Source organism: Pseudomonas sp. MYb2 (assembly GCF_002979955.1).
In the GTDB taxonomy this organism is placed as follows: domain Bacteria; phylum Pseudomonadota; class Gammaproteobacteria; order Pseudomonadales; family Pseudomonadaceae; genus Aquipseudomonas.
Window position 1 is genome coordinate 377,615 of record NZ_PCQC01000005.1, and the last position, 23,942, is coordinate 401,556.

A 23,942-nucleotide genomic window follows, 5' to 3' on the forward strand; every position below is an offset into this window, starting at 1 on the left:
CCAGGAATGACCAAGAGAACTTATGGACAGGTTTGATCTACCGGACAAGCGCTGGCGAATCGTCAAGGACTGGATTATTCGTCAGATCGAAAGTGGTGAATGGGCAGCCGAATCCAAGCTGCCGTCGATCCGGTCTCTGGCCCGAATGTTCGAAACCAGCATCACCACCGTCCAGCGCGCGTTGGCTGACCTGGAAGCCGATGCCTACGTTTCCACCATCGCGCGCGTCGGCTATTTCGTTTCCGCGGCCGGTCGGGCCAAACCGGCCAGCGGTTTCGACCTCTCCAGCGTCACTGTCAACGTCAACCATGCCGTGGTCGCGATGCTCTCCCAAGCAGCCTCGCGCACCACGGCGTCATTGAGTTCGGCGGTGCTGCACAGCGATCTGACGCCGCACGTGCTATTGAACAAATGCCTTTCGGTGATGGCCGGCAAGGCCGACAACTCTCTGACCGGTCTGGTGGCACCGCCCGGCCTTCCAGCCTTACGTCGGCGCATTGCCGGGCTGATGCTGACGCGCGGTGTCGTTTGCGGGCCAGACGATATCCTCGTGACCTCGGGCGACACCGTCGCGCTTGAACTGGCACTCGAAGCCGTCGCGACGAAAGGCTCGACAGTGGCCATCGAAACACCAACCTACTACGGCATCCTGCAGACCATCGAACGGCTGGGCATGCGTGCCCTGCCGATTCGCACCCACGGCACACTGGGCATCGACGTCGATCACCTCGAAGAAGCCCTGAAGCAGAAAAAAGTCTCAGTGATTTTTCTCAATCCCACCCTGCAGAATCCCCGCGGCTTCATCATGCCCGATGAGACCCGGGCACGGCTTTCGCAGATTGCCCGCGAAGCGGATGTGCCGATCATCGAAGATGATATTTTCTTTGATCTGGTGCCTGAAGGAGAACGTCCGCGCGCGATCAAAAGCTACGACAGCAGCGGGCAGACGATTTACTGCTCATCATTTTCGAAAACGGTCGCGCCGGGTTACCGCGTCGGCTGGTGCGTCGCCGGGAAATACCGCGAGGCGATTCTTGCGCAAATGTTCTCGCGCAATCTGGCAGTTTCGAGCCTCGCGCAAAATGTCCTGAACGAATTCATAGGCCGCGGCTACATGGAGGAGCATTGCGCACGGCTGAGGTCGCAATTGTCGTCGCTGACGAACCATGTCGAAACGCTTGTACGCAACGACTTCCCCTGTGCAACCGTCTACGTGCCGCCGCGCGGAGGGTTCATCCACTGGATCAAGCTGCCCGCGCATACGGACATGTCGGCACTCGAACGCCTGGCCGGTGAGCGCGGTTGTCATGTGGCCGGCAGTGGGATCTTTTTCGCCGATGGGCAGCCATCCACCGGCCTGCGCATCTGCCTGGGTACGACCCTGTCACCGGCGGTGATGCAGATACTGCGAGTGATAGCCGAATGCGCGCACCTCGCCACAGGACCATCGAATGTACGGTTGAAACTGGCTGACTCGCGCGAGGAACCTGTGCTTCCCTAGCGGAAGAGGGCTAATCCTGCAATGAACCAGAAACGAACCCGCGTGCCACTGCCCCATCCGCCGCCGTATCGGCCAAGCCGCGTGACTTACTGGCTGACCCTGCTCGTTGCCGTACTGATTGCCTTCGCCATCGGCGCATCGATCTGGATGCTGGTCGACAGCTGGATCACCGGCGCCATCACCACCAATAATCGCGGCCCTCGCAGCACCTACACCCTGGCCCTGCAACCTCGACAGTTCAAGGCAGAGTTCCTCAAGCAAAGCATCGGCACCGTGTTCATGGTGCTGATGGGGCTGTTCGGGCTTTGGATTTATTGCAAGGTGCAGGAGCCATTGGCCACACCCAAAGGCAAGCGCACAAAGCGATAAGCAAAGGCCGCATTCAGAGAGTGTTGGCGTAATCGACTGGCAGCAAGGCCCTGTCCAGAACCGCTGTGACTGCAATATCGCTATTGCTCGCCATCCCAATGAAATACCAGATTGCGCGCCGCACCGCTGCCAACATCCCGGGCTCTGGCAGAGCCCAACCGTTACGCCTGTTAGATTTTGCATATCGGGTCGGGTTTTAGATTGATTGGAAGTTGGAGGGTGTACGAAATGGACTACAGACCAATACCGTCAACTGCGTCTTTCATCGGCAACGTCCTGCAACACCCATCGCTGCTTCCTGCGAACTTTGCCGTCTGTCCCGACATACGCAAACGGCGACGGTTGGCATTCTTTTACGTCTGTTCCCAATGACGCGGAAGTCCCGATGAACCAGCTGAAACCTGCTGATACGCAAGACCCGAAAATTGATTCATTGCTGGGGGAGCTAGGCGAATTGATTCGTCAGGCGCGGCAAAAAGTGCTGCGAGCGGTTGATACGATTCAAGTGCAGACCTGCTGGCAGATCGGCAGGCATATCGTCGAATTTGAGCAGAAAGGTGCCCAGCGTGCTGGCTATGGCAAACAGCTGATTGGCCTGCTGGCGAAGGATCTGACTGGGCAGTTCGGGAAAGGCTTTGATGAAACCAATTTGTGGAAGATGCGCCTGTTTTATCAAAAATTTCCAATTCGAGACGCACTGCGTCCTGAATTGAGCTGGACCCACTATCGCCGGCTACTGCGGGTCGAAAGCGAAAAAGCACGCCATTGGTATATGGATGAATGCGCCAACCTGAACTGGTCAAGCCGCGCCCTCGATCAACAGATTCTGACGCTCTACTACGAGCGGCTGCTCATGAGTCGAGACAAAGCCGATGTGATCGAAGAAGCCACCACCAATATCGAAGCGCTGAAATGCAGCCCGCGCGAGTTCATTCGCGACCCGGTCATGCTCGAGTTTCTCGGCCTGCCGTCAGCGGGCAAGGTCAGGGAAAGTGGTCTGGAACAAGCCCTCATCGACCACCTGCAGGGTTTTCTCCTTGAACTGGGTAAAGGCTTTTCCTTCGTCGCTCGGCAACAACGCATCAGTACCGACGGCGTCGATCTGTACATCGATCTGGTGTTCTACAACTACCTGCTCAAATGCTTTGTGATCATTGACCTTAAACGCGGCAAGCTCAGCGCCCGCGATGTCGGGCAAATGGACATGTATGTGCGCATGTACGACGAACTCAAGCGCAGCGAGGGCGACCAGCCGACCGTCGGGATCATTCTTTGCGCGGAGAGCAGTGAGTCGGTGGCGCGCTACTCGATGCTCAAGGGCAACGAACAACTGTTCGCCAGCAGCTACAAAACGATCTTGCCAAGTGAGGAAGAATTACGCGCAGAGCTCAATCGCGAACAGGCCTTGATCGAGGAACGCCTGCTGACTGAATCCACTGAATGAATTCTGCGGTTTGTTGCGGGGCGGCACTGCGGCTATCGTTGGCAGCTTAACCGTCAAGGTCGAGTGCGATGAGTTGTCAGGACACGCCCGCTATGCAGGATATGCCGTCAAGATCAGCAACTCTGACGGACGCGCAAGGTAAACCCTTCAAGGAAGCCGCCGCCGACGGTTTTGCCTTGGGTGGTTTCACCTGGTGCCATTCGCTGCACGATACCCAGCGTCCGGTGGTCATCATCAACGCGGCGACATCTGTGCGCTGCCGTCACTACTCGCGATTCGCAGCATATCTGTTCGCCAATGGCTTTGACGTGATCACCTATGACTATCGCGGCATTGGCGAATCACGACACGGCTCAATCAGAGGGCTGGATGCTTCGTGGACAGACTGGGGCGCCCTGGATTTCGAAGCGATGCTCAAACGCGCGCAACGGGCGTTTCCCGGCCAGCCGATTGATGTGGTCGGTCACAGTTTCGGTGGTTGTGCGGCGGGGTTGGCAGAGTCCGGGCGAGATATCCGACGGCTGGTCACTGTCGGCGCACAATTCGCCTACTGGCGCGATTACGCCCCCGAACATCGCTGGCGGATGTTCGGCAAATGGCATCTGCTGATGCCGTTGATGACGCTGCTCTGCGGTTATTTTCCCGGCAAACGTTTCGGCTGGCTGGAGGACACGCCAATCGGCGTCGTGCGCGACTGGAGCACCCCTGCCGCGCGTTACGAACGGCGCCCCAGCGGTCGCGCATTGCTGAAAAGAGCCGGCGCCCTGCCCTTCGCCAACGTCAGCGCGCAGACCCTGGCCATCAGCATCAGTGATGATCCGTACGGCACGATTGCCGCCATCGAACGCCTGCTCGGCTACTTCAGCATCGCGCGAAAAACCCACCTGCGCATCACCCCACAGGACATTGGCGAACAACAAGTCGGACATTTCGGCTTTTTTCGCAGCGCATACCAAGCCACACTATGGCCCATCGCTCTGACCTGGCTGCAAACCGGCACACTGGCCCCCGACACACCCGGGCGGAAAGTCCCGCGCAGCTGAGCGCCTCTCAACGCACGACGGAACACATCATGGCCTCCGCCAACAAGCAGCAAAAACGCGCCACCCGGGCCAAAGCCAAGGCCAAGCAGAACCGCACCAAACGCGCCGAAGCCCCGGTCGAGCTGGACCCGAACGATGATCGTATCGACTTTGAGTCGGTGGACCTCACCGAGCTGTTCAAAAAGATGATCGACGCCGAGAAGATCAGCCAGCAGGCCCTGTGCACTGCGTTCCTCGAAGATCCGCTGCTGGAACTGGTCTATGAACAGGAAGGCGAAGAGGGCGCGATGGACTTCATCCTCGCCGCGCTGATCGAGTATCGTCAGTGGTCACAGGAAACCGACGAGGCCGGCGCGCTGGCGTGGATCGAATCCCCGGCCTTCCAGGCCGACTATGTGGCGGCGTCCGACGCGATCGCCGCGCAAACCCAACAGAAGAACTGAGTTCCCATGGCATCCCTGAACAAGCAACAGAAACGCGCCAAGCGCGCCAAGGCCAAAGCCAAGCAAATCCGTATGGTCGGCCGCAAGCCGCTGGAGCAGGACGAAGACCTCGATCACCTCGCCGAGCCGATCCCGGAATACACCCTGGCGATGTTCAGCAAAATGCGCGACGCCGAAGCCATCAGCCGCAACGAAATGCTGCTGACGCTACTGCGGGAACTGGCGTTCATCATCGTCGATCATCCTGACCTGCTCGATATGGAAAACGCTGAAAACGAAGGCATGGCCGCCACCCACCTGGCCGCCGACATGTTGATCGACTACCGCATGTGGGCCGAAGGCGTAACGATCGAAGAGGCCCAGGCCTGGCTGAGCGAGCCACAGTTCATCACCGATTTCGGGATAGCGCTGGATACTTACAGTAAATCGGTAGACGACAGCGAAGCGAAAGCCGAATAACGCCTGGCGTTAATTCCGGGCGCAAAAAAAACGGGCGCAATCAGTGATGATTGCGCCCGTTTTTTTAAGCCGGATTTTCGCTATCAGATTGCCGCTGCTTCCAGCCGCGGGATCTCCATACCGATTTTCGAGCTGACGTAATTCAGGTCGCCACTGGCAATGGATTGAGCCTTGTAACCGGCGCCGATCAAGTCACGTACGTACAGTTTGTTGTAGATGAACATGAATACGATATTGCTGAAGCCGAAGGTCATGCAGGCCAGGACAAACATGATCGCGGCCCATTTGATGTCACCACGGAACAGCGGCGGCAGGAAACTGAAGAAAAACACAGTCCACGAAAAGCCGATCGGCGCTTCTTTCATCGCACCGGTATTAGGGTTTTTGAATACAACCGATGTAAACGCCATGCATGTCTCTCCTTGATGCCCTGATGGGGGTCGCTGAATGGCCGGGCTAATTCGACTCAGCTTCTACTGCGTGCCGCTCTTGAAAAGTCGGCAACAGAAAATGCACCGAGGCTGACGCGCACGATGAGGAGCAGGCTGGAAAGGGTCGACGGCTTTGGCTGCAAGGCGGGGGCGTGACGAACAATCCGTGTCCTGAAACTCCAATGCACCCGTAACACCGGGATACACATTTCCGGAGAAGGCTACTATCTCGCCATCACTGTGTCCATCACAGCATGCCTGGATCGATTTGAGGAATGCCCAATGAAAACGACCGCGATCATCTCTGATCGCGGTCGCCTGGCCTCACGTCCAGAAAAGCGGATTGAATTACCGTGCCAAGGCAACACTGAGCTTTTCCTGACGACGTCGGCGTGCCACCAGCAGACCGGTCGCCACCACCATCAGACTCAGCAGGCCAGTCGCGAGGATCTCAACGCGATGCGCTTCCTGGAACAGCATGATGGTCAGGGCCGCGATGATGAAAATGATCACCGCGTAGGTCAGGCCCGGGAACAGCCACATGCTGAAGACGATCTTCTCACCACGGGCCATACGCTGTTTACGCATGCGCAGTTGCGAAAAGGCGATCACCAGGTACACCAGCAGGGCGATGGCGCCGGAGCTCGCCAGGAGGAATTCGAACACCGCAGCCGGTGCCACGTAGTTGGCGAAGGTGCACAGGAACGCCGCGCCAGTCGACAGCATGACCGCCCAGTAAGGCGTGCCGCTTTTGTTGGTGCGGGTCGACATGGCCGGAGCATCGCCACGCTTGCCGAGGGAAAAGAGCATGCGCGACGAGGTGTACAGCGCCGAGTTCAGGCAGCTGGTCACCGCGACCAGAACCACGATGTCGACAATCATTTTCGCATTCGGGATGCCCATGCGCTCAAGCACGGTCTGGTAGGAACCGAGGTTGGCCAGCGTAGGATCGTTCCATGGCACCAAGGCGACAACGATGAAGATCGAGACGAGGTAGAACAAACCGATCCGCCAGATCACCGAGTTGGTGGCCTTGGAGATTTGCTTGCCCGGGTTCTTCGATTCCGCAGCCGCAATAGTGACGATTTCGGTACCCATGAAGGAGAACATGGTGGTCAGGATTGCACCCAGCACCGCGCCCATGCCGTTTGGCAGGAAGCCGCCGCTGTCGAACAGGTGCGACACGCCGCTGACCTGGCTGTTCGGCAGGAAGCCGAAAATCGCGGCCAGACCGAGGGCGATGAAGCCAATGATCGCCAACACTTTGATCAGGGCAAACCAGAATTCGAATTCGCCGTAATTCTTTACGCTGAACAGATTGGTGATGGTCAGCAGCATGGTGATGACCAAGGCAAAGGCCCAGATATCCACACCCGGGAACCACGCGTGCAGGATGGTGGCGGCGGCATTGGCTTCCAGTGGAATCACCAATACCCAGAACCACCAGTACAGCCAGCCAATGGTGAAGCCAGCCCAGTGTCCGATGGCACGGTCGGCGTAAGTCGAGAACGAACCGGTGTCCGGCGAGGCAACAGCCATTTCGCCGAGCATGCGCATCACCAACACCACCAGGGTACCGGCGGCGGCATAAGCCAACAGCACGGCAGGGCCGGCGGCAGCGATGGCGTGGCCGGAGCCAACGAACAGACCGGCGCCGATGACACCGGCGATCGACAACATGGTCACATGACGCGGTTTGAGCCCCTGTTCGAGGCCATTGGAGCTTGGGGTACTGCTCATCGAAACTACCTTTGCGAGGAAAGCGATTGCGTCCGGCCCGTCTGGTATTTCCTTCTCGTAAAAAGAATCCAACGGGGCGTTCCTTATTCTGCACGCAATAATTGCGCCAAAATATTTCAAAACGTTCTGGGCTGGGGTCTTGCACGCGACCGGACGGTCATCGCAAGTCCTTGAGATTAATGGCTATTCGCCAGAGCGTTACCCTGCGACTCACTTTCAGGACGAATGCGCGCACCAGAAACACACTGAAAAAGTGTGGGGCGCACAATAAAAGGGCGAATCGTGTACGTTCGGCCGGATAGCGCTTCCAACACCCCGCCAAAGCTGGCAACATCGCGCCTTTTTTTACGCGACACCCGCGGGTTTACATGATCAAACACCCGTTCGGTTGTTGATGGGGCGACAGTCTGCTGCGCCGATGCGACAACCTGCCACATGCCACCCGTTTACCGCTCGTAGCGCTGTTGGCTGCCATTGAAACGCTATGCTAGCTTGGCCGCCTCGCCAGGACGGCCATCCAACAGCTGGAGCGCAACATATATGAGGAACGCACATGGCTGAGGCCACGCCCGCGCTTGAAATCCGCAACTTGCACAAACGCTACGGACAGCTTGAGGTGCTCAAAGGCATCTCGCTGACCGCCCGCGACGGCGATGTGATCTCGATCCTCGGTTCCTCCGGTTCCGGCAAGTCCACGTTCCTGCGTTGCATCAACCTGCTGGAAAACCCGCATCAGGGCCAGATCCTGGTGGCCGGTGAAGAACTCAAGCTCAAGGCTGCCAAGAATGGCGAACTGGTTGCCGCCGACGGCAAACAGATCAACCGCCTGCGCTCCGAGATTGGTTTTGTATTTCAAAACTTTAATCTGTGGCCGCACATGAGCATCCTCGACAACATCATCGAGGCACCGCGCCGCGTGCTCGGCCAGAGCAAGGCTGAAGCGATCGAAGTCGCCGAAGCGCTGCTGGCCAAGGTCGGTATCGCCGACAAGCGCCACGCTTACCCGGCGCAATTGTCCGGTGGCCAGCAACAACGCGCGGCAATCGCCCGCACGCTGGCGATGCAACCGAAGGTGATCCTGTTCGACGAGCCCACCTCGGCGCTTGACCCGGAAATGGTTCAGGAAGTACTTAGTGTCATCCGCGCACTGGCCGAAGAAGGCCGCACCATGCTGCTCGTGACCCACGAAATGGGCTTCGCCCGTCAGGTCTCCAGCGAAGTGGTGTTCCTTCACCAAGGCCTTATAGAAGAGCAAGGATCGCCTCAGCAGGTGTTCGAAAACCCGCTTTCGGCGCGCTGCAAACAATTCATGTCCAGCAACCGCTAACGGAGCAACATGCATGCAGAATTTCAAGAAGGTCTTCCTGGCCGCCGCCGTCACCCTCGCGTTCAGCGCCGGTGCCATGGCTGAAACCCTGAAGATGGGCATCGAAGCGGCCTACCCGCCGTTCAACAACAAAGACGCCAGCGGCAACGTGGTCGGCTTCGACAAAGACATCGGCGACGCCCTCTGCGCGAAGATGAAGGTCGAGTGCACCGTGGTCACTTCCGACTGGGACGGCATCATTCCGGCCCTGAACGCGAAGAAGTTCGACTTCCTGATCTCCTCGCTGTCGATCACCGACGAGCGCAAAGGCGCGGTCGACTTCACCGACCCGTACTACTCGAACAAGCTGCAGTTCATCGCCCCGAAAAACGTCGACTTCAAAACCGACAAGGACTCGCTCAAGGGCAAGACCATCGGTACTCAGCGTGCGACCCTGGCCGGCACCTGGCTGGAAGACACCTACGCCGATGACATCAAGGTCAGCCTCTACGACACCCAGGAAAACGCCTACCTCGACCTGACCTCCGGTCGTGTCGACGCGATCCTCGCCGACAAGTACGCCAACTATGACTGGCTGAAAAGCGACGCCGGCAAGAACTACGAGTTCAAAGGCGACCCGGTTGTCGAAAGCGACAAGATCGGCATCGCTGTGCGTAAAGGCGACCCCCTGCGTGAGAAGTTGAACGCTGCCCTGAAGGAAATCGTCGCTGACGGTACCTACAAGAAGATCAACGACAAGTACTTCCCGTTCAGCATCTACTGATCCTGACCTGTGGGACTGGCGCCGTGATGCAACGGCGCCGGCTCCCGACTTTGCCTGCCGCAATTTGAACAGAATTCCATGATTATCGACCTCTACGGATTCGGCCCGGCGCTCGCTGCCGGTGCGCTGATGACCGTCCAACTGGCCCTCACGGCCCTGTGCCTGGGACTGGTGCTCGGTCTGCTCGGCGCCTTGGCCAAGACTTCCCCGTACAAGCCGCTGCAATGGCTTGGCGGCACTTATTCGACCCTGGTGCGTGGCGTCCCGGAATTGCTCTGGGTGCTGTTGATCTACTTCGGTACGGTCAACCTGATGCGCGCCCTCGGTGAGTTCTTCGGCAACCCCGACCTGCAACTCAACGCTTTCGCCGCTGGCGTGATCGCCCTGGGCTTGTGCTTCGGCGCCTACGCCACGGAAGTGTTCCGTGGTGCAATCCTCGCCATTCCCAAAGGCCACCGTGAGGCCGGCCAGGCCCTGGGCCTGTCGAAATGGCGGATCTTCACCCGGTTGATCATGCCGCAGATGTGGCGTATTGCCCTGCCAGGCTTGGGCAATCTGTTCATGATCCTGATGAAAGACACCGCGCTGGTCTCGGTGATTGGCCTGGAAGAAATCATGCGCCACGCACAGATCGGCGTGACCGTATCGAAACAACCGTTCACCTTCTATATGGTCGCCGCGATCATGTACCTGGGCCTGACCGTGCTGGCGATGACCGGCATGCACTTCCTGGAAAAACGCGCCGCTCGCGGCTTTGCGAGGAGCGCTTAATGAACTGGGAAGTCATCATCAAGTGGCTGCCGAAACTGGCGCAGGGCGCGACCCTGACCCTGGAACTGGTCGCCATCGCCGTGATTGCCGGTCTGCTGCTGGCGATTCCGCTGGGCATCGCCCGCTCCTCCAAGCTCTGGTACGTGCGTTCGCTGCCTTACGCCTACATCTTCTTTTTCCGTGGCACGCCGTTGCTGGTTCAGTTGTTCCTGGTTTACTACGGCCTCGCGCAATTCGACGCTGTGCGTCAAAGCGCATTGTGGCCGTACCTGCGCGATCCGTTCTGGTGCGCGACGGTGACCATGACCCTGCACACGGCGGCGTACATTGCCGAGATCCTGCGCGGCGCAATCCAGGCGATTCCGCCGGGGGAAATCGAAGCGGCGCGTGCGTTGGGCATGTCCAAGCCGAAAGCGATGTTCTACATCATCCTGCCGCGTGCCGCGCGCATCGGTCTGCCGGCCTACAGCAACGAAGTGATCCTGATGCTCAAGGCCAGTGCGCTGGCCAGCACCGTGACGTTGCTGGAACTGACCGGGATGGCCCGTACGATCATCGCCCGCACCTATCTGCCGGTGGAGATCTTCTTCGCGGCAGGTGTGTTCTATCTGCTGATGGCTTACGTGCTGGTCCGCGGCTTCAAGCTGTTGGAGCGCTGGCTGCGCGTCGATGCCTGCCAAGGGCGTTGATACTTCCTACGTGCTGACGGGCGAGGACTTACTCGCCCGCTTCACGGCGTTGGATGCTTTCTTGATTGAGCATCAGGCACTGTGGAAACCTCGACCGTTCACACATCTTTCGCTTGCCTGGGAAGCGTCCTACCCGGAGCTGGCCTTGTGGCTACGCGGGCGGTCGCTGGAAGACGCGGAAAACGCTCACAACCAACCTGCTGACCTTGCTGATGCGCCGGAGCCGTTTGCTTCGTTGGCGGCGTTGTCGGCTGAGTTGAGCGCAGTGGGTGAGTTGCCGGGGCAGACGCTGGAAGCTGCGGGGCATCGGTTGAATGTCGATGTACCGGGGCGCAAGTGGCAGCAGATCGAGGCGTTTGCCCGTCGCTTGTCCTTTGCCTCGCAGCCGACGCATTGGCTGGATTGGTGTTCGGGCAAGGGGCATTTGGGGCGGCGCTTGTTGGGATCGGGGCAGCAACTGACTTGCGTTGAATACGATCCTCTGTTGGTCGCCAGCGGACAGGCGTTGAGTCAGCGTCATCACTTGCATGCTTTGCATGTGGAGCAGGACGTACTGGCGACGAACGCCTCTGCGGTATTGAGCGCGAACCACACGCCCGTCGCCCTCCACGCGTGTGGCGATCTGCATGTGCGGTTAATGCAACTGGCCAGCGCCACAGGTTGCCAGCAAATGGCGGTCGCGCCTTGCTGCTACAACCGTATTGGCAGAAGCGAATATCAGGCTTTGTCCTGCGTCGGATTAGAATCGCTCCTACAGCTCTCGCTGGAAGATCTGGCGTTACCGATGAGCGAAACCGTCACCGCCGGTGCTCGCGTCCGACGCCAACGCGACGCCTCGATGGCCCGTCGCCTCGCCTTCGACCTGCTGCAACGACAAGTGCGCGGCGTCGATGAGTACTTGCCCACACCTTCGTTGCCCAGCGCCTGGCTGGATAAACCGTTCGCCGATTACTGCCGCGATCTGGCCGATCTCAAAGAGTTATCCACAGTCGGCACACCGGATTGGACGGCACTGGAAGCGGCGGGATGGCAACGATTGGCCGAAGTGCGCAACCTGGAACTGCTGCGCGGATTATTCCGACGACCAGTGGAGCTTTGGCTGAACCTTGATCGGGCACTTTTCCTCGCCGAACAGGGATACGTCGTACGTCTCGGCACTTTTTGCGAATCAGCCCTGACGCCACGCAATTTCCTATTGTTGGCCGAACGCGAATAAACCACCGCCAGCCTGTGGATAACTCTGTTGATGGTTTTTACTCGGATCCAATATCCACGCCTGTTTCGGCGTTGAAACAGCACTGGTCATTTTTTGTTCACATAAAGAAAAAACCGATAAAACAGGGATTTGCGAACAAAATGAGAACGCGTCCACAAAAAACGGCCTAAGCGCGTAGTCGGGCCACTCAGTTGTGCATAAGCCGCCAATCAAAACGACATAACCGCCGAAAATCAGCAGCGCCCAGCGAATAATTGCAGCGGCTTGCCCCCCTTGCTATACAGGGTCACAGCGTGCCGGCAGCGCACATTCAAACAAGAAAAATCTGACCGACAGGAAGCGACCGTGACGTTCATTTCTTACGCACAGAATTTTGAAGACGTCCGCCTGTGGCGCGCACTCAAACAGTTCGAACACGGCTTCTACATCGATGTCGGCGCCAACGACCCGAGCCACGACTCGGTCACCAGAGCCTTCTACGATCACGGCTGGCACGGCGTCAACGTCGAACCGATGCAAAATTACTACGACGCACTGTGCCAAGCGCGACCACGCGACGCGACCGTACAGTGCGTCGCCAGCGACCAGCCCGGCGAAATGACCTTCTACGGCATTCCCGGCACCGGCCTCTCCACCGCCGACCCCGCCGTCGCCCAACAACGCAAAGACCTCGGCATGGACGTGCGCAGCCTCACCGTCGAAGCCCGCACACTGACCTCGATCTGCGAGCAATACGCCGCCGACCGCCCGATCCACTTCCTCAAAATCGACGTCGAAGGCCACGAAGAAACCGTCCTGCGCGGCATGGACTTCAGCCGCTTTCGCCCATGGATCATCGTCATCGAAACCCCATGGCAACGCGACCATACCTGGGAATACCTGGTCACCGACGCCGGCTACCAGTCGATCCTGTTCGACGGCCTCAACACCTGGTTCCTCGCCGACGAACACCACAACCTCAAACCCGCGTTCGACATCCCGCCGTGCAACCTCGACAACTTCCAGCTCTGCAAGGGCCACGCCCTCGCCCACCCACTGAGCCCGGGCGAACTCGACACCGCGCAACAACTCGCCGACGCCCTGAACCGCGCCGAACAGGCCGAAGCGCAATTGTTTGCCCTGCAAAACAGCCGCACTGTGAAGGCCGTGCAAACGCTGCGAAATGTGCTGCGCAGGGCCTGATTTGCAGACATGCAAAAATAGTCTGAATTCAGGGGTTTACAGAAATTATCCAGTCGCTATAATCGTCGCCCACACGCCGGTATAGCTCAGTTGGTAGAGCAACTGACTTGTAATCAGTAGGTCCCGGGTTCGACTCCTGGTGCCGGCACCATACAAAACGAAGCCCCTGCAGAAATGCAGGGGCTTTGTTGTTTGTGGGAAACGTATCAGTTCAACGCACCTGTGGAAGCTAACGCAGGTGTTGGTTGAGGATGTAGGATTCGGGTATGGTTGGCGTAGGAACTTTCCCCGCCATGCTTCCCGAGACATCATATGGATATGAGTGCGCTTCCTAGCCAACACACGAAGAAACATAAAGAAATCAGCTTTACTGAGATCATGGCCCTTTATGACTATCATCCTTGGGACGGCGGAAATAACCCGAGGATAGATAAAATCACAAATACGCTGCTCAATCTAAAAAACTCTGAGCTAAATCGGCGCACTCCTGCTGTAAACTTTTTTACAAAAGTATTGACAAATCCAACCTTTGGATTGTCCCGCCTCATCGATTCAAAATCGTGCTTAGCTAGCGTTGTTCCATCTCATTCGAAAAACAACGTATCCCCTGGCTTATTAGAGATTATAAAGAACATCTCGGATGAATGTAGCTTCGAAAAAACAGAAAACTTATTAAGACGCACGAAAACCGTAGCTAAAGCAGCAACTGGTGGCCCCCGAAACCAACAGATCCACCTAGATTCAATTGCTGTTACTGACACGTCCATCGTCCAAGGCGAAACCGTATTTTTATTTGACGACATCACATCGACAGGCAGCAGCTTATTGGCCTGCAAACAACTACTACTGGAAGCTGGAGCCGCGCGCGTAGTAATGATTGCCTTAGGCAAAACCTATATGGATCATTAATATGCATACCAATATATTCTCTCATCTTCTAGCATTAGCGCTAATAAAAAACGGTATCCCCGGAAGCAAAATAGCTGCAGTACTCGACAGCTTTTCCACTCAAGAACTGTCTTCCCGCCTTGATAACAACGACGCTAACTTTATCCTCGCCCGCTCCTATTCAAACAATCTATTAAACATCTCAGCAAAAGATTGGGACGATGCCAAATGGACATACGATAAAAATCTTTCGCACAATGTAAAAATGCTCTCGATAAATGAAAATGAATATCCTAAATATCTAAAATCCATCCTTGATGCGCCTCCTTTATTATTTATAAGGGGTAACTTTGATATATTTTCACACCTACCCGGTGTAGCGATCGTTGGGGCTAGAGAAGCGTCCCCCGCAGGAAAAGAAATCGCCAAACGTATCGCTAGATTCATGGGTGAAAACGGATGGACTGTCGTAAGTGGCCTCGCCTTAGGTATTGATGCTGCTGCACATCAAGGAGCACTTGATGCCGGCGGAAAAACTATTGCGGTACTAGCCGGCGGTTTAGAAAAGGCTAATCCGGCCGCAAATTTAGATTTAGGTTTTAATATACTAGAATCTGGCGGCGCCTGGATTTCGGAGCATCCAGTAGGGACACCTCCTAAAAAACACCATTTCGTCCCTAGAAACAGAATACAAGTCGGTCTATCAGCTGGATCTATAATTGTAGAAGCAAAGATAAAAAGCGGCTCGCTTTCTCAGGCTAGATTTTGCGTAGGCCAAGATCGCCCACTCTTTGCCGTTGTACCAAACACAATAGAAAACCCTCTTAGGCTTAACTCAGAGGGAACCATTCATATGGTTGAAGATCTAGGGGCAATTCCTGTGCGCACCAAGAATGATTACGCCAAGATTTTATCAAGACTAAAAGACCAGAAAATAAAAATAACATCAAACTAAAACTAGGTGCACGACACATTTTCCATGAAACTTAAAACTCGCCCCGAATGCCTATTTACTAGCCTCTCCGGATAAGCTTTAAGCTTTTCTACTTTCACTACAACCAATAAGCTCCCAACAAACTATTTTCTGCAATCCAAAGAAAAATACTGCAAATAGCATCAAGTAATGAAGCGCGCTTAACTGCCCTGAAATCCGGTATTTTGATTAATTATTTCCGCTTAATATCACTTTTTACGAACTATCGAAAACCTCCCCACAGTTAATGCTGTGGGGGGGGGGGATTAAGCGTGCAATGACTCAGGCAGCTTCAACCGAAATCGAGATTCGCCGCCCAAGCTGCTGCAGTGCTCTCTCTACATTCTCGATTTTCGAGTGGTGCAAAAAATCAACCAAGCGATCCACCTGCGGCCGTTGTACACCTAGCCGGCGTGCCAGTTCGGCTTTGCTCACTCCAGACTCCAAAAGCGTATTCCACAGCGCAATCTTCGCCGCAGTCAGCGCAGGCAGACGCAATACAGCGCCACTTTCCTGCTCTCCCGCCTGACCGGTCGGAATCAACCGGCGATCATCAACGTAAATTGAAAGTGCCGTCTCGATCCCATCGATAGCGCTGTCCAACGCTTGCTCGACGGTATCGCCGGCGGCGTGCATTTCTGGAATTTCTGCGCAGGATAACCAGATGCAGCCAGGCTCTTCGTGAACTTCCAACGCATATTCGAACATTACGCTTCCTCTCATCGGGTACAGCTAGGCCTCAATCCTTGAGGCCCAACTGCTTGATTATCGATTTTCTCAGCCCTTCGCCCATTTCCTTGGCTCCGTGGTCGGGAAACACAGTTGATTTGCCATTCAAAGAGACCTTGAAGTGACTGCCCTTGCCGCTTTGAAACTCAACGCCTTGGGCTTTCAACCATCGCCGAAACTCGCTGTACTTCATGTGCGTCACTCGCCGTTTCGGTAGAGCGACCATGCAACATATTTGCTGCATATGCAACATAACTGTTGCATCTAACGTTTTAGAGCCTAGAGCATCCACCCCGCCACCACCTGGCCACGATTGCGCATCTACCCAGCTCAAGCTACCGTCAAACCCGTCGCTGCCAATTCAGCGACCGGGCCTGAGAACCCGCGTAAGATACAGGCGCAACAGCGCCCCAACCCACGATTGCCGGCGTTTTTTTTTGCCCGCATTCACGTGCAATGGCGGCTGTGCGTGGGAGACCTTCGGGTCTGCCGGGTTCCTGTATCTCCGGTTTCTCAGCCTGCGCATAGCTGCCACCCTTTCGCCTGAGAACGAAATGGCAGCTCTCATTTGATACAGGGAGTTCACAAATGAAAGTCATTGATCCGCCAGCAAGCCACGTCACTTCACGCAGCCCTTCTCGAACTGCAGGTGAAGCGAAATGACCCATTCTCAAGATCTGAAAACCCTCGGCCTCACCCACTTTTCCTTCCACTCCAATCAAGCGATGTTCCGCACCAACCGTGGTGTACCGGTAATCGCCGCCCTTTCCCACGCCTCGCACTTGCTTCACATTTCACGACTGCTCACTGCGGACACTTCAGTCTCGCGCGATCCTGATCTTCACGCTTATGCCTCGCAGTATCTGCAGGAGTTAAGCAAAGCGCTGATCGATGATGTAGTGAAAGTGATGGATGCGCCGTCGGACAAGCCGTTGATGTAATCAGCCACGTGAAGCCCTCGCCGATGCGAGGGCTTTTGCGTTTCAGACCTGACTGATCTCAAGCACAAACGAAATTTTCTGCTGACTCGCACTCCACACATACCGCAAATGCTTGCCCTGCTTCGGAATCGATACCGCTGGAGGTCGAAACGCGGCAACGCATTCATGGCCCGGCAGGCGAACGCTGTTGTAGAGCAGTCCCCACGCCTCGGTTTCGCGCAGTTGCCGGGCGAATAGCTGAGACGGCCCGTAAGCCTCAGGATCCGGATTGTGCAGTTCGGGGTGATCGTGGCGAATGTCGTGTAACGGTTTAACCACCCGATTAACGTAAGTCCGCATGGTCAATTCAAGGTCCGCTTCCTGGGTCGCCGCAAGAAAACGTTCCTGGTGATAACAGGTTTCGGAGATGGCCGCGGCTTGGCTGCTCGCAGCGTAGTAAACGCCGAAGGTGCCATCGCAGAAACGACTGCGTTTGCCAATATGAGTAAACGCAGCCATCACCGGAGTCGATCCGGGGCCGGAGAGTCGATCTTCGGGTCGCACGCGGGCGAGTACGCCGGCCTGTTCGATCAGGCGATCATTGGTCAGTGCTTCAATCGCGTAGGCAATTTCCAGATCTTCGGGATCGAGCACGTCTTCGAACAGCGCAATCGGCGGGAAGCTGCTGTTGACGATCCGATAGGCTCTCGGCCACGCCACATCAGCCATCTCGGGTACTTTCAACCGCGCACCCCGTCGAGGTAGCGACGCACATCGGCGATATCGACCACTCGACCCGCCAGCATGTAATCCAGCGCAGTTTGGCCATTGAATGGCGCTGCCGTGTTCGGACTACTGACCCACGTGTAAGCACGCTCGCGGCTGTTGCTGAAGATGATGCTCAACGCCTTGTGAATGCCCATCAGATAAGAGATGCGCTCAAGGGTGTCGTTAGGCAGACGTATGTTCGGCAGGTGTTTGTATTTGTAGAACGTTGTGTTGCCAACGCCGCCGAGTAATGTGCGTTGCTGCTCGGCGCTGCAGCCCCAGCGCTCCATGAGGTTGAAGAAGAACTTCAGCGCGACGCGGCCGGCTTCGGGGGCGTCGAGTTGTTCGCGTGGGGTGAGGGCTGGGGATGAGGTAGGCATGCTCGCCTCCCTTAATGAAAGGACATGTTTCAGCCTAGTACAGATACGGATACTTGTGATCTTTTAATCCAGATATGAAGCAAATTGTTTCGAACAACAGATGCCGAAAATCATCAGGAATTGTTATTCGAAGTCAGTATTTTTTGACCTTCATCACCCCCACGTCACCAAAAACCCCGATCCTGTGTCAGCCTCCAGCCATCGGCGGGGACATCGATTCGCTACTAAACCCGCGACAACTATGCTCAGGTACAGGAATATACCCAGCATATGGCCGCCGGATCGGCAGTCTCGTAACCAACAATACCCAGCCCACTTTAGAGGGCATTACCCATGGATAGCAGAACCTTACGCAACCTCATGCGCATCGTGCAGACCGGCTCGTTGTCGGCCGCAGCCGAGCATTCGTGCCTGACTGTGCAGGCGTTGGCCGCGCAGTTGAACAAGGTCGAAGAGCAGTTCGGTTTCCGCTTGTTTCGTCGTTCCAACAAAGGGCTGACGCTGACGCCGCAAGGCTCTGAGCTGACGCCGTATATGGACAAAGTGCTGATTGCCACGCGACAGATGGAAGAAAAGGTCGAGGCGCTGAAAGTGCCGGGGCAGCGCACGTTGAAGGTTGCGTTGAACAACACGTTGTCGACTGACTTCAACCGGCGAATGATCGGACGCCTGATTGAGGTGTTTCCCGATTATCAGATGGAATTCAGCTACGCCGAGTCGATGGAAAATCTCAGCAAGCTGAAGAACGAAGACTTTGACCTCGCGGTGCTGATCGGTCCGCAGCGTCCGGGTTTGCCGAGCATTGTCTTGCCGGATGTGCAGGTGCAGGTGGTCGGTGCACATTGCGGTCAGGAGAATGATCCGCTGACGTTGCTGGGCAACAAGTTTCAGGTGCGTCCTGCGGAAGATTGTCCGTATTCCCACAGCTTTTTGCGTTTTCTCGACGCCGGGCTGGGCAATCACGAGAACGGTCAGCGCATGGTCTATTCGTGCAGTGAAACGCTGACGTTGTCGTTGATCACGCAGATGGACGCGGTCGGCATGGTCTCGCGTGAGGCCGCGCAGAAGAACGGCCTGACGATTTTCCCTGGTTTCGAGGATTTCCTCGAAGTGCGCCTGGCGGTGAACAATCCGGAGCTGTCGAACCAGGCGTTGAATGATGTCGTCGATCTGCCACTACATGAACGAGCCGAGCGCAATGTACGCAGCCGTCCCAACCGCCACACTGAGAAAGAGGTTTTTGCTGAAATACGCACATAACAACGTCGGAATCGCAGCATAGAATTCCGGGCGATCGAGCTGTATGTGCTGATCCTTGATCAACAAGGGAGTCAGGCTGATCGCAGCGACGATCGCCACCGGCAAGTATTCCAGCGCCCGCGCGATAAACGGCGGCCAGTGCTCGGTATTGACTTGCAGGGGCAAGGCGCGCGGCAGGAAGGTCACGGCCATCATCAGCGCGACCACCAGAATCAGGAACGTTTGGTCAGGCATACACCCACTCCGCAGCCCACAAACGTGGCGATAAACACATTGAACGGCGAGCTGCCGACCAGGCTCAACGCGCCCATGCACAGCACGGCAGCGGCGGCAGCGATGAGCTTGTTGCGGGTGTTGCACAGCGACACCAGCACGTAGAGCATCATTGCGGTGAGGGCGTAATCAAGCTGATATTTGATCAGGTGCGCGGCATATTGCGCGCAGACCGCGCCGAGCAAACCACCGAGCACCCATGAGGTGTGGCAGAACAGGTTGAAGCCGATCAGATAGCGCACGTTGACCGGCGCGCCGGTGCCGAGTTTCACACTGTGGAAAGCGAAGGATTCATCGGTCAGGCCACCGGCGTAAGCCCAACGCTCCATACGGCTCAAACCCAGCGCGCGCAGGGCTTTGGCCATGTACACCGACATCAGCATGTGTCGCGCGTTGATCAGGAACGTGGTCAACACGATGGTGGTCAGCGACGCTCCACTTGAGATCAGCGCCAACGCGGCGAATTGCGAAGCGCCGGCATACACGAACAAGCACATCGCCACCGGCAGCCACATCGGCAGGCCCGCGTTGACGGCCATCAGCCCGAACACGAATGACACCGTGAAATATCCGGCGACCACCGGGCTGGCTTCGGCAAACGTGCGCGACGGCTGATGGTTGACCATCAACGGCGCACTGCCGGACGTTTCATTCATAGATCCCTCTCAAATGTTCGTTCGCCATGAGGCTCGCAAAAACCCTGGGCAGTCCAAAAACGCTTGCCCGCGAGGTTAGCATCGTCGACGAACAGAAACATCCGTAACACACCGACCCGCTTCATGTCGGAAGACGCCGCTTCAACCAGTCGTTGACCGACACCCTGGCTGCGATAGCGCGGGCTGACGGCCAGATGATTGATCGTGCCGCGACTGCCGAGCATGCCGCCCAGTACCGCACCGACGATTTCGCCAGCGATGTCGAAGGCGAGATACGACGTGGTGGTTTTCTGGATCAACACGCCGCGCAGGCACTTGGCGTCCTGCCATTCGCAGAAGGACACTTCGTCGAACTGGCGGAAGAAGCGCTCCATGCGCTGCGCGTCCTTGGCCGTGGCGCGTCGCAGCACCACCGGCGTCGAGCACTCGACGCCATCGATTGGGGTGATCTGATTAGCGAACAATGTCGAAAGCGGTCCCGGGCCGCGAGAAGGAAATCGCCAGAATCTGCCGGTACGCCATGGCATGGGTGTTCGTATTACGCGCCGGGGTCACGTAGTGGCGCATATCGCGATCAAGGAAGTAGGTGGTGTCGAGAATTTCCTGATAAGTGGTCGACGCCAGTTGATGCTCATGGATGTCGTACAGACGACTCTCCGCACCCTCGACATTGTTGCGGCCCCAGAAGTGCACACCGCTGAACGGGTAACCGTCACAGTGAATCCCTTCCGGGGTGATTTCCAGTTGCTTGCCCGGTTTGATCTCGATGCGGATCTGATGGATCTGGCATTGCCAGATTTCATCGTGCAGCTCTTCCGGCAGCACGCTTTTGTACACTTCGAAATCGGTGTCGATCAGGCTGCGCATCACCGGTGAAGTGATCACTTCATCGGAGAAGTCCTGGAAGTGTCGTACCAGGCCGCCAACGTAGGCGTTGTTCTCTTTCGATTGTACGTACGCGCGATGCTCAAGTTGCGTCAGCTCGCGGGTTTTCGGGTTGTACTCAAAGTCGCTGTAACGACGGTAACGCATGCCGGCTTCGGCCTGACCGTAGTAACTGTCAGGCTCCATGTTTTCCCAACTTTTGGTCAGTCTGACGAAGTCGGCGAAATGACCGTAGAGATTGAAGTCACCACCCTGGACGTTGACATATTTGTCGCGCCGTAGCGATTCGCCCACTTCTCTGTTCAAAACGATCATTACCAAATTCTCCGCTGCATTGAGCGGCCTAATCTATTAGGTGGAGAATTTGCGTCCATGAGAAAGAATTTCAGGCATTTAAAGCCCTGTTTGAAACGGCGTTTGCAGCCACCTTAAAACAACTTTCACATGACAAAAACACGGGTTTTTTCCGGTTTTCATCGAAAACCCGTCGAAAAAAAACCCCGAACCAGTCGGGGTTTTTCTCAAGTTTCTTACACTCGATCGATCATCAGAAGATGTTGATCGGGTAATCCACGAACACACGCAGTTCGTTACCGCTGACGTTGTACTCGCTGGATTTCTGCGAAACACGCAGGATCGAGCTGCGCAGTTTCACGCTCAGGTCTTTGGCCGGGCCAGACTGCACGACGTATTTGAACTGGTTGAAGATCTCGCGCTCGGTACCGCCTTCGCTGGTGGAGGTGGTGATATTGTCGCCACGCACGTAAGCGAAGTTGTAGCTCAGGCCCGGTACGCCGAATGCGCCGAAGTCCAGGCCGTAGCCCAGCTGCCAGCTGCGTTCGTCTTCAGCGTTGAAGTCGGACCAGTACGAGTTGGCCAGGTAGATGGTGTTGCCACCGTCGCCGACACGACCTTGTTCTTTCTGGTAACCGCCGTAGGCATAGCCCAGGTTGCTGTCACCGGTAGAGCGCTGGTGCGCCACGGTGAACGAGTGCGGGCCGGTGGCGAAAGTCGCTGCCAGGCTCCAGATCTTGTTGTCATCACCGGTAGCACCGCTTTCGCGGACATAGGAGTTGTCCAGCTTGGTGCGGTAGCCGTTGAAGTCCAGGGTCAGGGACTGATCCTTGTCGATCGGGAACACGTAGTTGGCGTTCACGTATTGCTTCTTCAACACGTCTTCAACGTCGGAAGCGTACAGCGCGCCTTTGAAGTGTTCGGTGAACTGGTAGCTACCGCCCAACACGTTGATCGACTTCAGACCACCGCTGTCACGGCCTTCAGCGCTCTTGCGCGACTCGGCGGTGAAACGACCGGCGTTCAGCTCCAGGCCTTTGATCTCTTTAGAAGTGATCAAGGTACCGGTGTAGCTTTCCGGCAGCAGTCGCGAATTGTCGTAGTTCAGCACCGGCAGCGCCGGCATCTGGTCACCGTAAGTCAGGGTGGTGCTGGACAGACGGAATTTGACCGCCGCGCCGCCCTTGGACAGGTCGTTGGCCGGCTTGCCGCTGTCACCACGCTTGAAGAAGTCGATACCGCCAGCACCGCTGCGATCTTCGCTACGCTCCAGGTTCAGTGCGTACAGACCGAAGGCGTCAACACCGACACCGATGGTGCCTTGAGTGAAACCGGACGAGAACGTACCGATGGCCGCTTGGCCCCATTCGGATTTGTCGGCGTTGCCGTCTTTGTAGTCACGATTGATGTAGGCGTTGCGCAGCAGCACTTTGAGGCTGCTGTCTTCAACAAAACCCTTGGATTCGGCCTGGTCGTTAGCCATGGCCTGAGTGGCGCTCAACATCCCCAATGCGATCAGACTGATCCGCTTGTTCAACATTTTGTTTTCCTTATTACGGGTTGAAACGCGCTGTGTCGAACGGCTGAAACGGCGCTTTTGCACTCTTCTTTTCACCCCGAAATAAAACGGCTCGCCAAAGCCAGACTTTGGCGAGCCCTTTCATTTTTTTGAGTCATGGCGGTTGGCCACAGGCGTTGGGCCGAATCGTAGCCGCGCCCTCAATAATGTGTCAATTTCAAGAATCGTCTTTAAATAGGTAAAAATCGTCTAAGAAATGTAATTTTTGCGATATCCGCTTGCCCGGAAATGCCGTCAGCCAGTGATTTCAGCGAACATCAGCGCAGCCGTCGGTGCCACAAAATACAGCCCCTTCCCCGGTTTCTTCGGCTGTGAGCGCCTGGTTCAACCAGTCGGCAAACGCCTGCGGTTTGCCCAGCCATGGACTGATATCCACCAGCGTGAACTGACCGTTGTCTTCCAGCGCGAATGTTGGGAAACCTTGTCCGCCCAGTTGAGCCAACAGCGCACGACTGGCTTTTACATGCTGCTCGGTATCCACGGAACTGAGCGCAGCCTGAAAGCTTTCGACGGCGTAACCCATCCGCACGGCGAGATCCTGCAATACCGATTCATCAGCAATCCGTCGCCCTTCCAGGTAGTGCGCCGTCTGCACATGCCCAAGCAATTCAAGACCACGCCCATCGATGTGATCCGCCGCCATGACGGCGGCAATCGGCGGCGTCGAATCGAATACCGCCGAGTGATCGCGCAGCAAGCCTTCAAAGTAGGCCTCGCCGAAAGGCTGCCCGGTGTATTCAGCGATGCGCCGATCATGCGGGATTACATAACTGCGCAGCTGCGCCGAAACGTTCTGGCGATTGGCACCGCTCATCATGCCCCCCGCATGCGCGATGACCGGCATTACTTGCTGCGCCGCTTGAACCAGCGGTTTGGCGCCATAGCACCAGCCGCACAATGGATCGTAAATGTAGTGAAGGATCATCAAAAATACCGGCAAGAAAGTTGAAAAACTCGAT

At 56.5% G+C, this 23,942-nt stretch carries 28 protein-coding genes and 1 tRNA gene; 17 read left to right on the top strand and 12 right to left on the bottom strand.

Features of this window, described 5'->3' with window-relative positions:
* Nucleotides 1–22 precede the first annotated feature (22 nt).
* The 6 genes from CQ009_RS11085 (at nucleotide 23) to CQ009_RS11110 (ending at nucleotide 5,259) form a co-directional block, all read left to right on the top strand.
* Nucleotides 23–1,501, top strand: a complete 1,479-nt coding sequence (locus CQ009_RS11085) for a PLP-dependent aminotransferase family protein (protein ID WP_064388933.1) — start codon at nucleotides 23–25, stop codon at nucleotides 1,499–1,501.
* A 21-nt stretch (nucleotides 1,502–1,522) separates the two neighbouring features.
* Entirely contained in the window at nucleotides 1,523–1,870 is a 348-nt protein-coding gene (locus CQ009_RS11090; RefSeq protein ID WP_105706107.1) for a hypothetical protein, read from the top strand.
* 385 nt (nucleotides 1,871–2,255) lie between these two features.
* Complete coding sequence (locus tag CQ009_RS11095; RefSeq protein WP_105706110.1) at nucleotides 2,256–3,314, top strand: YhcG family protein; 1,059 nt, start codon at nucleotides 2,256–2,258, stop codon at nucleotides 3,312–3,314.
* A gap of 68 nt (nucleotides 3,315–3,382) precedes the next feature.
* Complete coding sequence (locus tag CQ009_RS11100; RefSeq protein WP_105706113.1) at nucleotides 3,383–4,357, top strand: alpha/beta fold hydrolase; 975 nt, start codon at nucleotides 3,383–3,385, stop codon at nucleotides 4,355–4,357.
* 29 nt (nucleotides 4,358–4,386) lie between these two features.
* On the top strand, nucleotides 4,387–4,800 hold the full coding sequence (locus tag CQ009_RS11105; RefSeq protein ID WP_008080543.1) for a hypothetical protein: 414 nt from the start codon (nucleotides 4,387–4,389) through the stop codon (nucleotides 4,798–4,800).
* A gap of 6 nt (nucleotides 4,801–4,806) precedes the next feature.
* Nucleotides 4,807–5,259, top strand: coding sequence for a hypothetical protein (locus tag CQ009_RS11110; RefSeq protein ID WP_064388938.1), 453 nt, complete (start codon nucleotides 4,807–4,809; stop codon nucleotides 5,257–5,259).
* An 83-nt stretch (nucleotides 5,260–5,342) separates the two neighbouring features.
* On the opposite strand, the gene CQ009_RS11115 is transcribed toward CQ009_RS11110, so the two are convergent.
* Nucleotides 5,343–5,669, bottom strand: coding sequence for a hypothetical protein (locus CQ009_RS11115; protein ID WP_064388939.1), 327 nt, complete (start codon nucleotides 5,667–5,669; stop codon nucleotides 5,343–5,345).
* A 369-nt stretch (nucleotides 5,670–6,038) separates the two neighbouring features.
* The gene (gabP, locus tag CQ009_RS11120; RefSeq protein ID WP_064388940.1) at nucleotides 6,039–7,430 is read right to left on the bottom strand and encodes a GABA permease; all 1,392 of its coding nucleotides are present in this window, start codon (nucleotides 7,428–7,430) and stop codon (nucleotides 6,039–6,041) included.
* Nucleotides 7,431–7,983: 553 nt separating this feature from the next.
* Here gabP and CQ009_RS11125 point away from each other — a divergent pair.
* From CQ009_RS11125 to CQ009_RS11165, 9 genes are all read left to right on the top strand, one after another.
* Complete coding sequence (locus tag CQ009_RS11125; RefSeq protein WP_007909167.1) at nucleotides 7,984–8,757, top strand: ABC transporter ATP-binding protein; 774 nt, start codon at nucleotides 7,984–7,986, stop codon at nucleotides 8,755–8,757.
* Between the two features lie 13 nt (nucleotides 8,758–8,770).
* Nucleotides 8,771–9,520, top strand: a complete 750-nt coding sequence (locus tag CQ009_RS11130; RefSeq protein WP_008080539.1) for an ABC transporter substrate-binding protein — start codon at nucleotides 8,771–8,773, stop codon at nucleotides 9,518–9,520.
* 78 nt (nucleotides 9,521–9,598) lie between these two features.
* The gene (locus CQ009_RS11135) at nucleotides 9,599–10,291 is read left to right on the top strand and encodes an ABC transporter permease (RefSeq protein ID WP_007909165.1); all 693 of its coding nucleotides are present in this window, start codon (nucleotides 9,599–9,601) and stop codon (nucleotides 10,289–10,291) included.
* The gene (locus tag CQ009_RS11140) at nucleotides 10,291–10,980 is read left to right on the top strand and encodes an ABC transporter permease (RefSeq protein WP_064388941.1); all 690 of its coding nucleotides are present in this window, start codon (nucleotides 10,291–10,293) and stop codon (nucleotides 10,978–10,980) included. The genes CQ009_RS11135 and CQ009_RS11140 overlap by 1 nt, the downstream gene beginning before the upstream one ends.
* Nucleotides 10,961–12,196 carry a methyltransferase gene (locus CQ009_RS11145; protein WP_105706115.1) on the top strand — a complete coding sequence of 412 codons (1,236 nt, stop codon included), beginning with the start codon at nucleotides 10,961–10,963 and terminating at the stop codon, nucleotides 12,194–12,196. The genes CQ009_RS11140 and CQ009_RS11145 overlap by 20 nt, the downstream gene beginning before the upstream one ends.
* Before the next feature lie 345 nt (nucleotides 12,197–12,541).
* A complete protein-coding gene (locus tag CQ009_RS11150) occupies nucleotides 12,542–13,378 on the top strand; it encodes an FkbM family methyltransferase (RefSeq protein WP_105706117.1) in 837 nt (278 codons plus the stop codon).
* Between the two features lie 75 nt (nucleotides 13,379–13,453).
* Nucleotides 13,454–13,529, top strand: a tRNA-Thr gene (locus CQ009_RS11155).
* Nucleotides 13,530–13,690: 161 nt separating this feature from the next.
* The gene (locus CQ009_RS11160) at nucleotides 13,691–14,287 is read left to right on the top strand and encodes a phosphoribosyltransferase (RefSeq protein WP_105706119.1); all 597 of its coding nucleotides are present in this window, start codon (nucleotides 13,691–13,693) and stop codon (nucleotides 14,285–14,287) included.
* 1 nt (nucleotide 14,288) lies between these two features.
* A complete protein-coding gene (locus CQ009_RS11165) occupies nucleotides 14,289–15,221 on the top strand; it encodes a DNA-processing protein DprA (RefSeq protein WP_105706121.1) in 933 nt (310 codons plus the stop codon).
* 300 nt (nucleotides 15,222–15,521) lie between these two features.
* Here the strand turns inward: CQ009_RS11165 and CQ009_RS11170 are convergent, their stop codons facing one another.
* Together CQ009_RS11170 and CQ009_RS11175 are read right to left on the bottom strand one after the other, a co-directional pair.
* On the bottom strand, nucleotides 15,522–15,947 hold the full coding sequence (locus tag CQ009_RS11170) for a type II toxin-antitoxin system HicB family antitoxin (protein ID WP_105706124.1): 426 nt from the start codon (nucleotides 15,945–15,947) through the stop codon (nucleotides 15,522–15,524).
* A 31-nt stretch (nucleotides 15,948–15,978) separates the two neighbouring features.
* Nucleotides 15,979–16,161, bottom strand: coding sequence for a type II toxin-antitoxin system HicA family toxin (locus tag CQ009_RS11175; protein ID WP_008080524.1), 183 nt, complete (start codon nucleotides 16,159–16,161; stop codon nucleotides 15,979–15,981).
* A 466-nt stretch (nucleotides 16,162–16,627) separates the two neighbouring features.
* On the opposite strand from CQ009_RS11175, the gene CQ009_RS11185 reads away from it, so the two are divergent.
* Nucleotides 16,628–16,909 (top strand): DUF3077 domain-containing protein, encoded by a 282-nt coding sequence (locus CQ009_RS11185; protein WP_105706130.1) that lies wholly within the window; start codon nucleotides 16,628–16,630, stop codon nucleotides 16,907–16,909.
* Nucleotides 16,910–16,951: 42 nt separating this feature from the next.
* Here CQ009_RS11185 and CQ009_RS11190 read toward each other — a convergent pair whose 3' ends face one another.
* Nucleotides 16,952–17,617, bottom strand: coding sequence for an RES family NAD+ phosphorylase (locus tag CQ009_RS11190; protein ID WP_105706132.1), 666 nt, complete (start codon nucleotides 17,615–17,617; stop codon nucleotides 16,952–16,954).
* Between the two features lie 11 nt (nucleotides 17,618–17,628).
* Complete coding sequence (locus tag CQ009_RS11195) at nucleotides 17,629–18,036, bottom strand: MbcA/ParS/Xre antitoxin family protein (protein ID WP_008080521.1); 408 nt, start codon at nucleotides 18,034–18,036, stop codon at nucleotides 17,629–17,631.
* 333 nt (nucleotides 18,037–18,369) lie between these two features.
* Between CQ009_RS11195 and CQ009_RS11200 the strand changes: the two genes are divergently transcribed.
* Nucleotides 18,370–19,296: a LysR family transcriptional regulator gene (locus CQ009_RS11200; RefSeq protein ID WP_064388950.1), complete on the top strand. Its 927-nt coding sequence runs from the start codon at nucleotides 18,370–18,372 to the stop codon at nucleotides 19,294–19,296.
* On the opposite strand, the gene CQ009_RS11205 is transcribed toward CQ009_RS11200, so the two are convergent.
* The 6 genes from CQ009_RS11205 to CQ009_RS11230 all read right to left on the bottom strand — a co-directional run bounded on the left by CQ009_RS11205 (nucleotide 19,213) and on the right by CQ009_RS11230 (nucleotide 23,908).
* Nucleotides 19,213–19,530 (bottom strand): AzlD domain-containing protein, encoded by a 318-nt coding sequence (locus tag CQ009_RS11205; protein ID WP_007909127.1) that lies wholly within the window; start codon nucleotides 19,528–19,530, stop codon nucleotides 19,213–19,215. The genes CQ009_RS11200 and CQ009_RS11205 overlap by 84 nt on opposite strands.
* Entirely contained in the window at nucleotides 19,509–20,225 is a 717-nt protein-coding gene (locus CQ009_RS11210; protein WP_038359884.1) for an AzlC family ABC transporter permease, read from the bottom strand. Before CQ009_RS11210 ends, CQ009_RS11205 begins: the two co-directional genes overlap by 22 nt.
* Complete coding sequence (locus CQ009_RS11215) at nucleotides 20,222–20,599, bottom strand: GNAT family N-acetyltransferase (protein ID WP_064388952.1); 378 nt, start codon at nucleotides 20,597–20,599, stop codon at nucleotides 20,222–20,224. Before CQ009_RS11215 ends, CQ009_RS11210 begins: the two co-directional genes overlap by 4 nt.
* A 79-nt stretch (nucleotides 20,600–20,678) precedes the next feature.
* A complete protein-coding gene (locus CQ009_RS11220) occupies nucleotides 20,679–21,425 on the bottom strand; it encodes a 2OG-Fe dioxygenase family protein (RefSeq protein ID WP_105706135.1) in 747 nt (248 codons plus the stop codon).
* Between the two features lie 232 nt (nucleotides 21,426–21,657).
* Nucleotides 21,658–22,944, bottom strand: a complete 1,287-nt coding sequence (locus CQ009_RS11225; RefSeq protein ID WP_064388954.1) for an OprD family porin — start codon at nucleotides 22,942–22,944, stop codon at nucleotides 21,658–21,660.
* A gap of 286 nt (nucleotides 22,945–23,230) precedes the next feature.
* Complete coding sequence (locus CQ009_RS11230; protein ID WP_105706138.1) at nucleotides 23,231–23,908, bottom strand: DsbA family protein; 678 nt, start codon at nucleotides 23,906–23,908, stop codon at nucleotides 23,231–23,233.
* Nucleotides 23,909–23,942 lie beyond the last annotated feature (34 nt).

Coding starts and splice junctions, on each gene's coding strand:
- CQ009_RS11090 (WP_105706107.1), top strand. CDS start 1,523: ATGAACCAGAAACGAACCCGCGTGCCACTGCCCCATCCGCCGCCGTAT.
- CQ009_RS11165 (WP_105706121.1), top strand. CDS start 14,289: ATGCATACCAATATATTCTCTCATCTTCTAGCATTAGCGCTAATAAAA.
- CQ009_RS11210 (WP_038359884.1), bottom strand. CDS start 20,225: ATGAATGAAACGTCCGGCAGTGCGCCGTTGATGGTCAACCATCAGCCG.
- CQ009_RS11100 (WP_105706113.1), top strand. CDS start 3,383: ATGAGTTGTCAGGACACGCCCGCTATGCAGGATATGCCGTCAAGATCA.
- gabP (WP_064388940.1), bottom strand. CDS start 7,430: ATGAGCAGTACCCCAAGCTCCAATGGCCTCGAACAGGGGCTCAAACCG.
- CQ009_RS11190 (WP_105706132.1), bottom strand. CDS start 17,617: ATGGCTGATGTGGCGTGGCCGAGAGCCTATCGGATCGTCAACAGCAGC.
- CQ009_RS11215 (WP_064388952.1), bottom strand. CDS start 20,599: ATGGAGCGCTTCTTCCGCCAGTTCGACGAAGTGTCCTTCTGCGAATGG.
- CQ009_RS11115 (WP_064388939.1), bottom strand. CDS start 5,669: ATGGCGTTTACATCGGTTGTATTCAAAAACCCTAATACCGGTGCGATG.
- CQ009_RS11160 (WP_105706119.1), top strand. CDS start 13,691: ATGGATATGAGTGCGCTTCCTAGCCAACACACGAAGAAACATAAAGAA.
- CQ009_RS11200 (WP_064388950.1), top strand. CDS start 18,370: ATGGATAGCAGAACCTTACGCAACCTCATGCGCATCGTGCAGACCGGC.
- CQ009_RS11220 (WP_105706135.1), bottom strand. CDS start 21,425: ATGATCGTTTTGAACAGAGAAGTGGGCGAATCGCTACGGCGCGACAAA.
- CQ009_RS11085 (WP_064388933.1), top strand. CDS start 23: ATGGACAGGTTTGATCTACCGGACAAGCGCTGGCGAATCGTCAAGGAC.
- CQ009_RS11140 (WP_064388941.1), top strand. CDS start 10,291: ATGAACTGGGAAGTCATCATCAAGTGGCTGCCGAAACTGGCGCAGGGC.
- CQ009_RS11130 (WP_008080539.1), top strand. CDS start 8,771: ATGCAGAATTTCAAGAAGGTCTTCCTGGCCGCCGCCGTCACCCTCGCG.
- CQ009_RS11175 (WP_008080524.1), bottom strand. CDS start 16,161: ATGAAGTACAGCGAGTTTCGGCGATGGTTGAAAGCCCAAGGCGTTGAG.
- CQ009_RS11230 (WP_105706138.1), bottom strand. CDS start 23,908: ATGATCCTTCACTACATTTACGATCCATTGTGCGGCTGGTGCTATGGC.
- CQ009_RS11145 (WP_105706115.1), top strand. CDS start 10,961: ATGCCTGCCAAGGGCGTTGATACTTCCTACGTGCTGACGGGCGAGGAC.
- CQ009_RS11105 (WP_008080543.1), top strand. CDS start 4,387: ATGGCCTCCGCCAACAAGCAGCAAAAACGCGCCACCCGGGCCAAAGCC.
- CQ009_RS11185 (WP_105706130.1), top strand. CDS start 16,628: ATGACCCATTCTCAAGATCTGAAAACCCTCGGCCTCACCCACTTTTCC.
- CQ009_RS11110 (WP_064388938.1), top strand. CDS start 4,807: ATGGCATCCCTGAACAAGCAACAGAAACGCGCCAAGCGCGCCAAGGCC.
- CQ009_RS11125 (WP_007909167.1), top strand. CDS start 7,984: ATGGCTGAGGCCACGCCCGCGCTTGAAATCCGCAACTTGCACAAACGC.
- CQ009_RS11170 (WP_105706124.1), bottom strand. CDS start 15,947: ATGTTCGAATATGCGTTGGAAGTTCACGAAGAGCCTGGCTGCATCTGG.
- CQ009_RS11205 (WP_007909127.1), bottom strand. CDS start 19,530: ATGCCTGACCAAACGTTCCTGATTCTGGTGGTCGCGCTGATGATGGCC.
- CQ009_RS11095 (WP_105706110.1), top strand. CDS start 2,256: ATGAACCAGCTGAAACCTGCTGATACGCAAGACCCGAAAATTGATTCA.
- CQ009_RS11195 (WP_008080521.1), bottom strand. CDS start 18,036: ATGCCTACCTCATCCCCAGCCCTCACCCCACGCGAACAACTCGACGCC.
- CQ009_RS11135 (WP_007909165.1), top strand. CDS start 9,599: ATGATTATCGACCTCTACGGATTCGGCCCGGCGCTCGCTGCCGGTGCG.
- CQ009_RS11225 (WP_064388954.1), bottom strand. CDS start 22,944: ATGTTGAACAAGCGGATCAGTCTGATCGCATTGGGGATGTTGAGCGCC.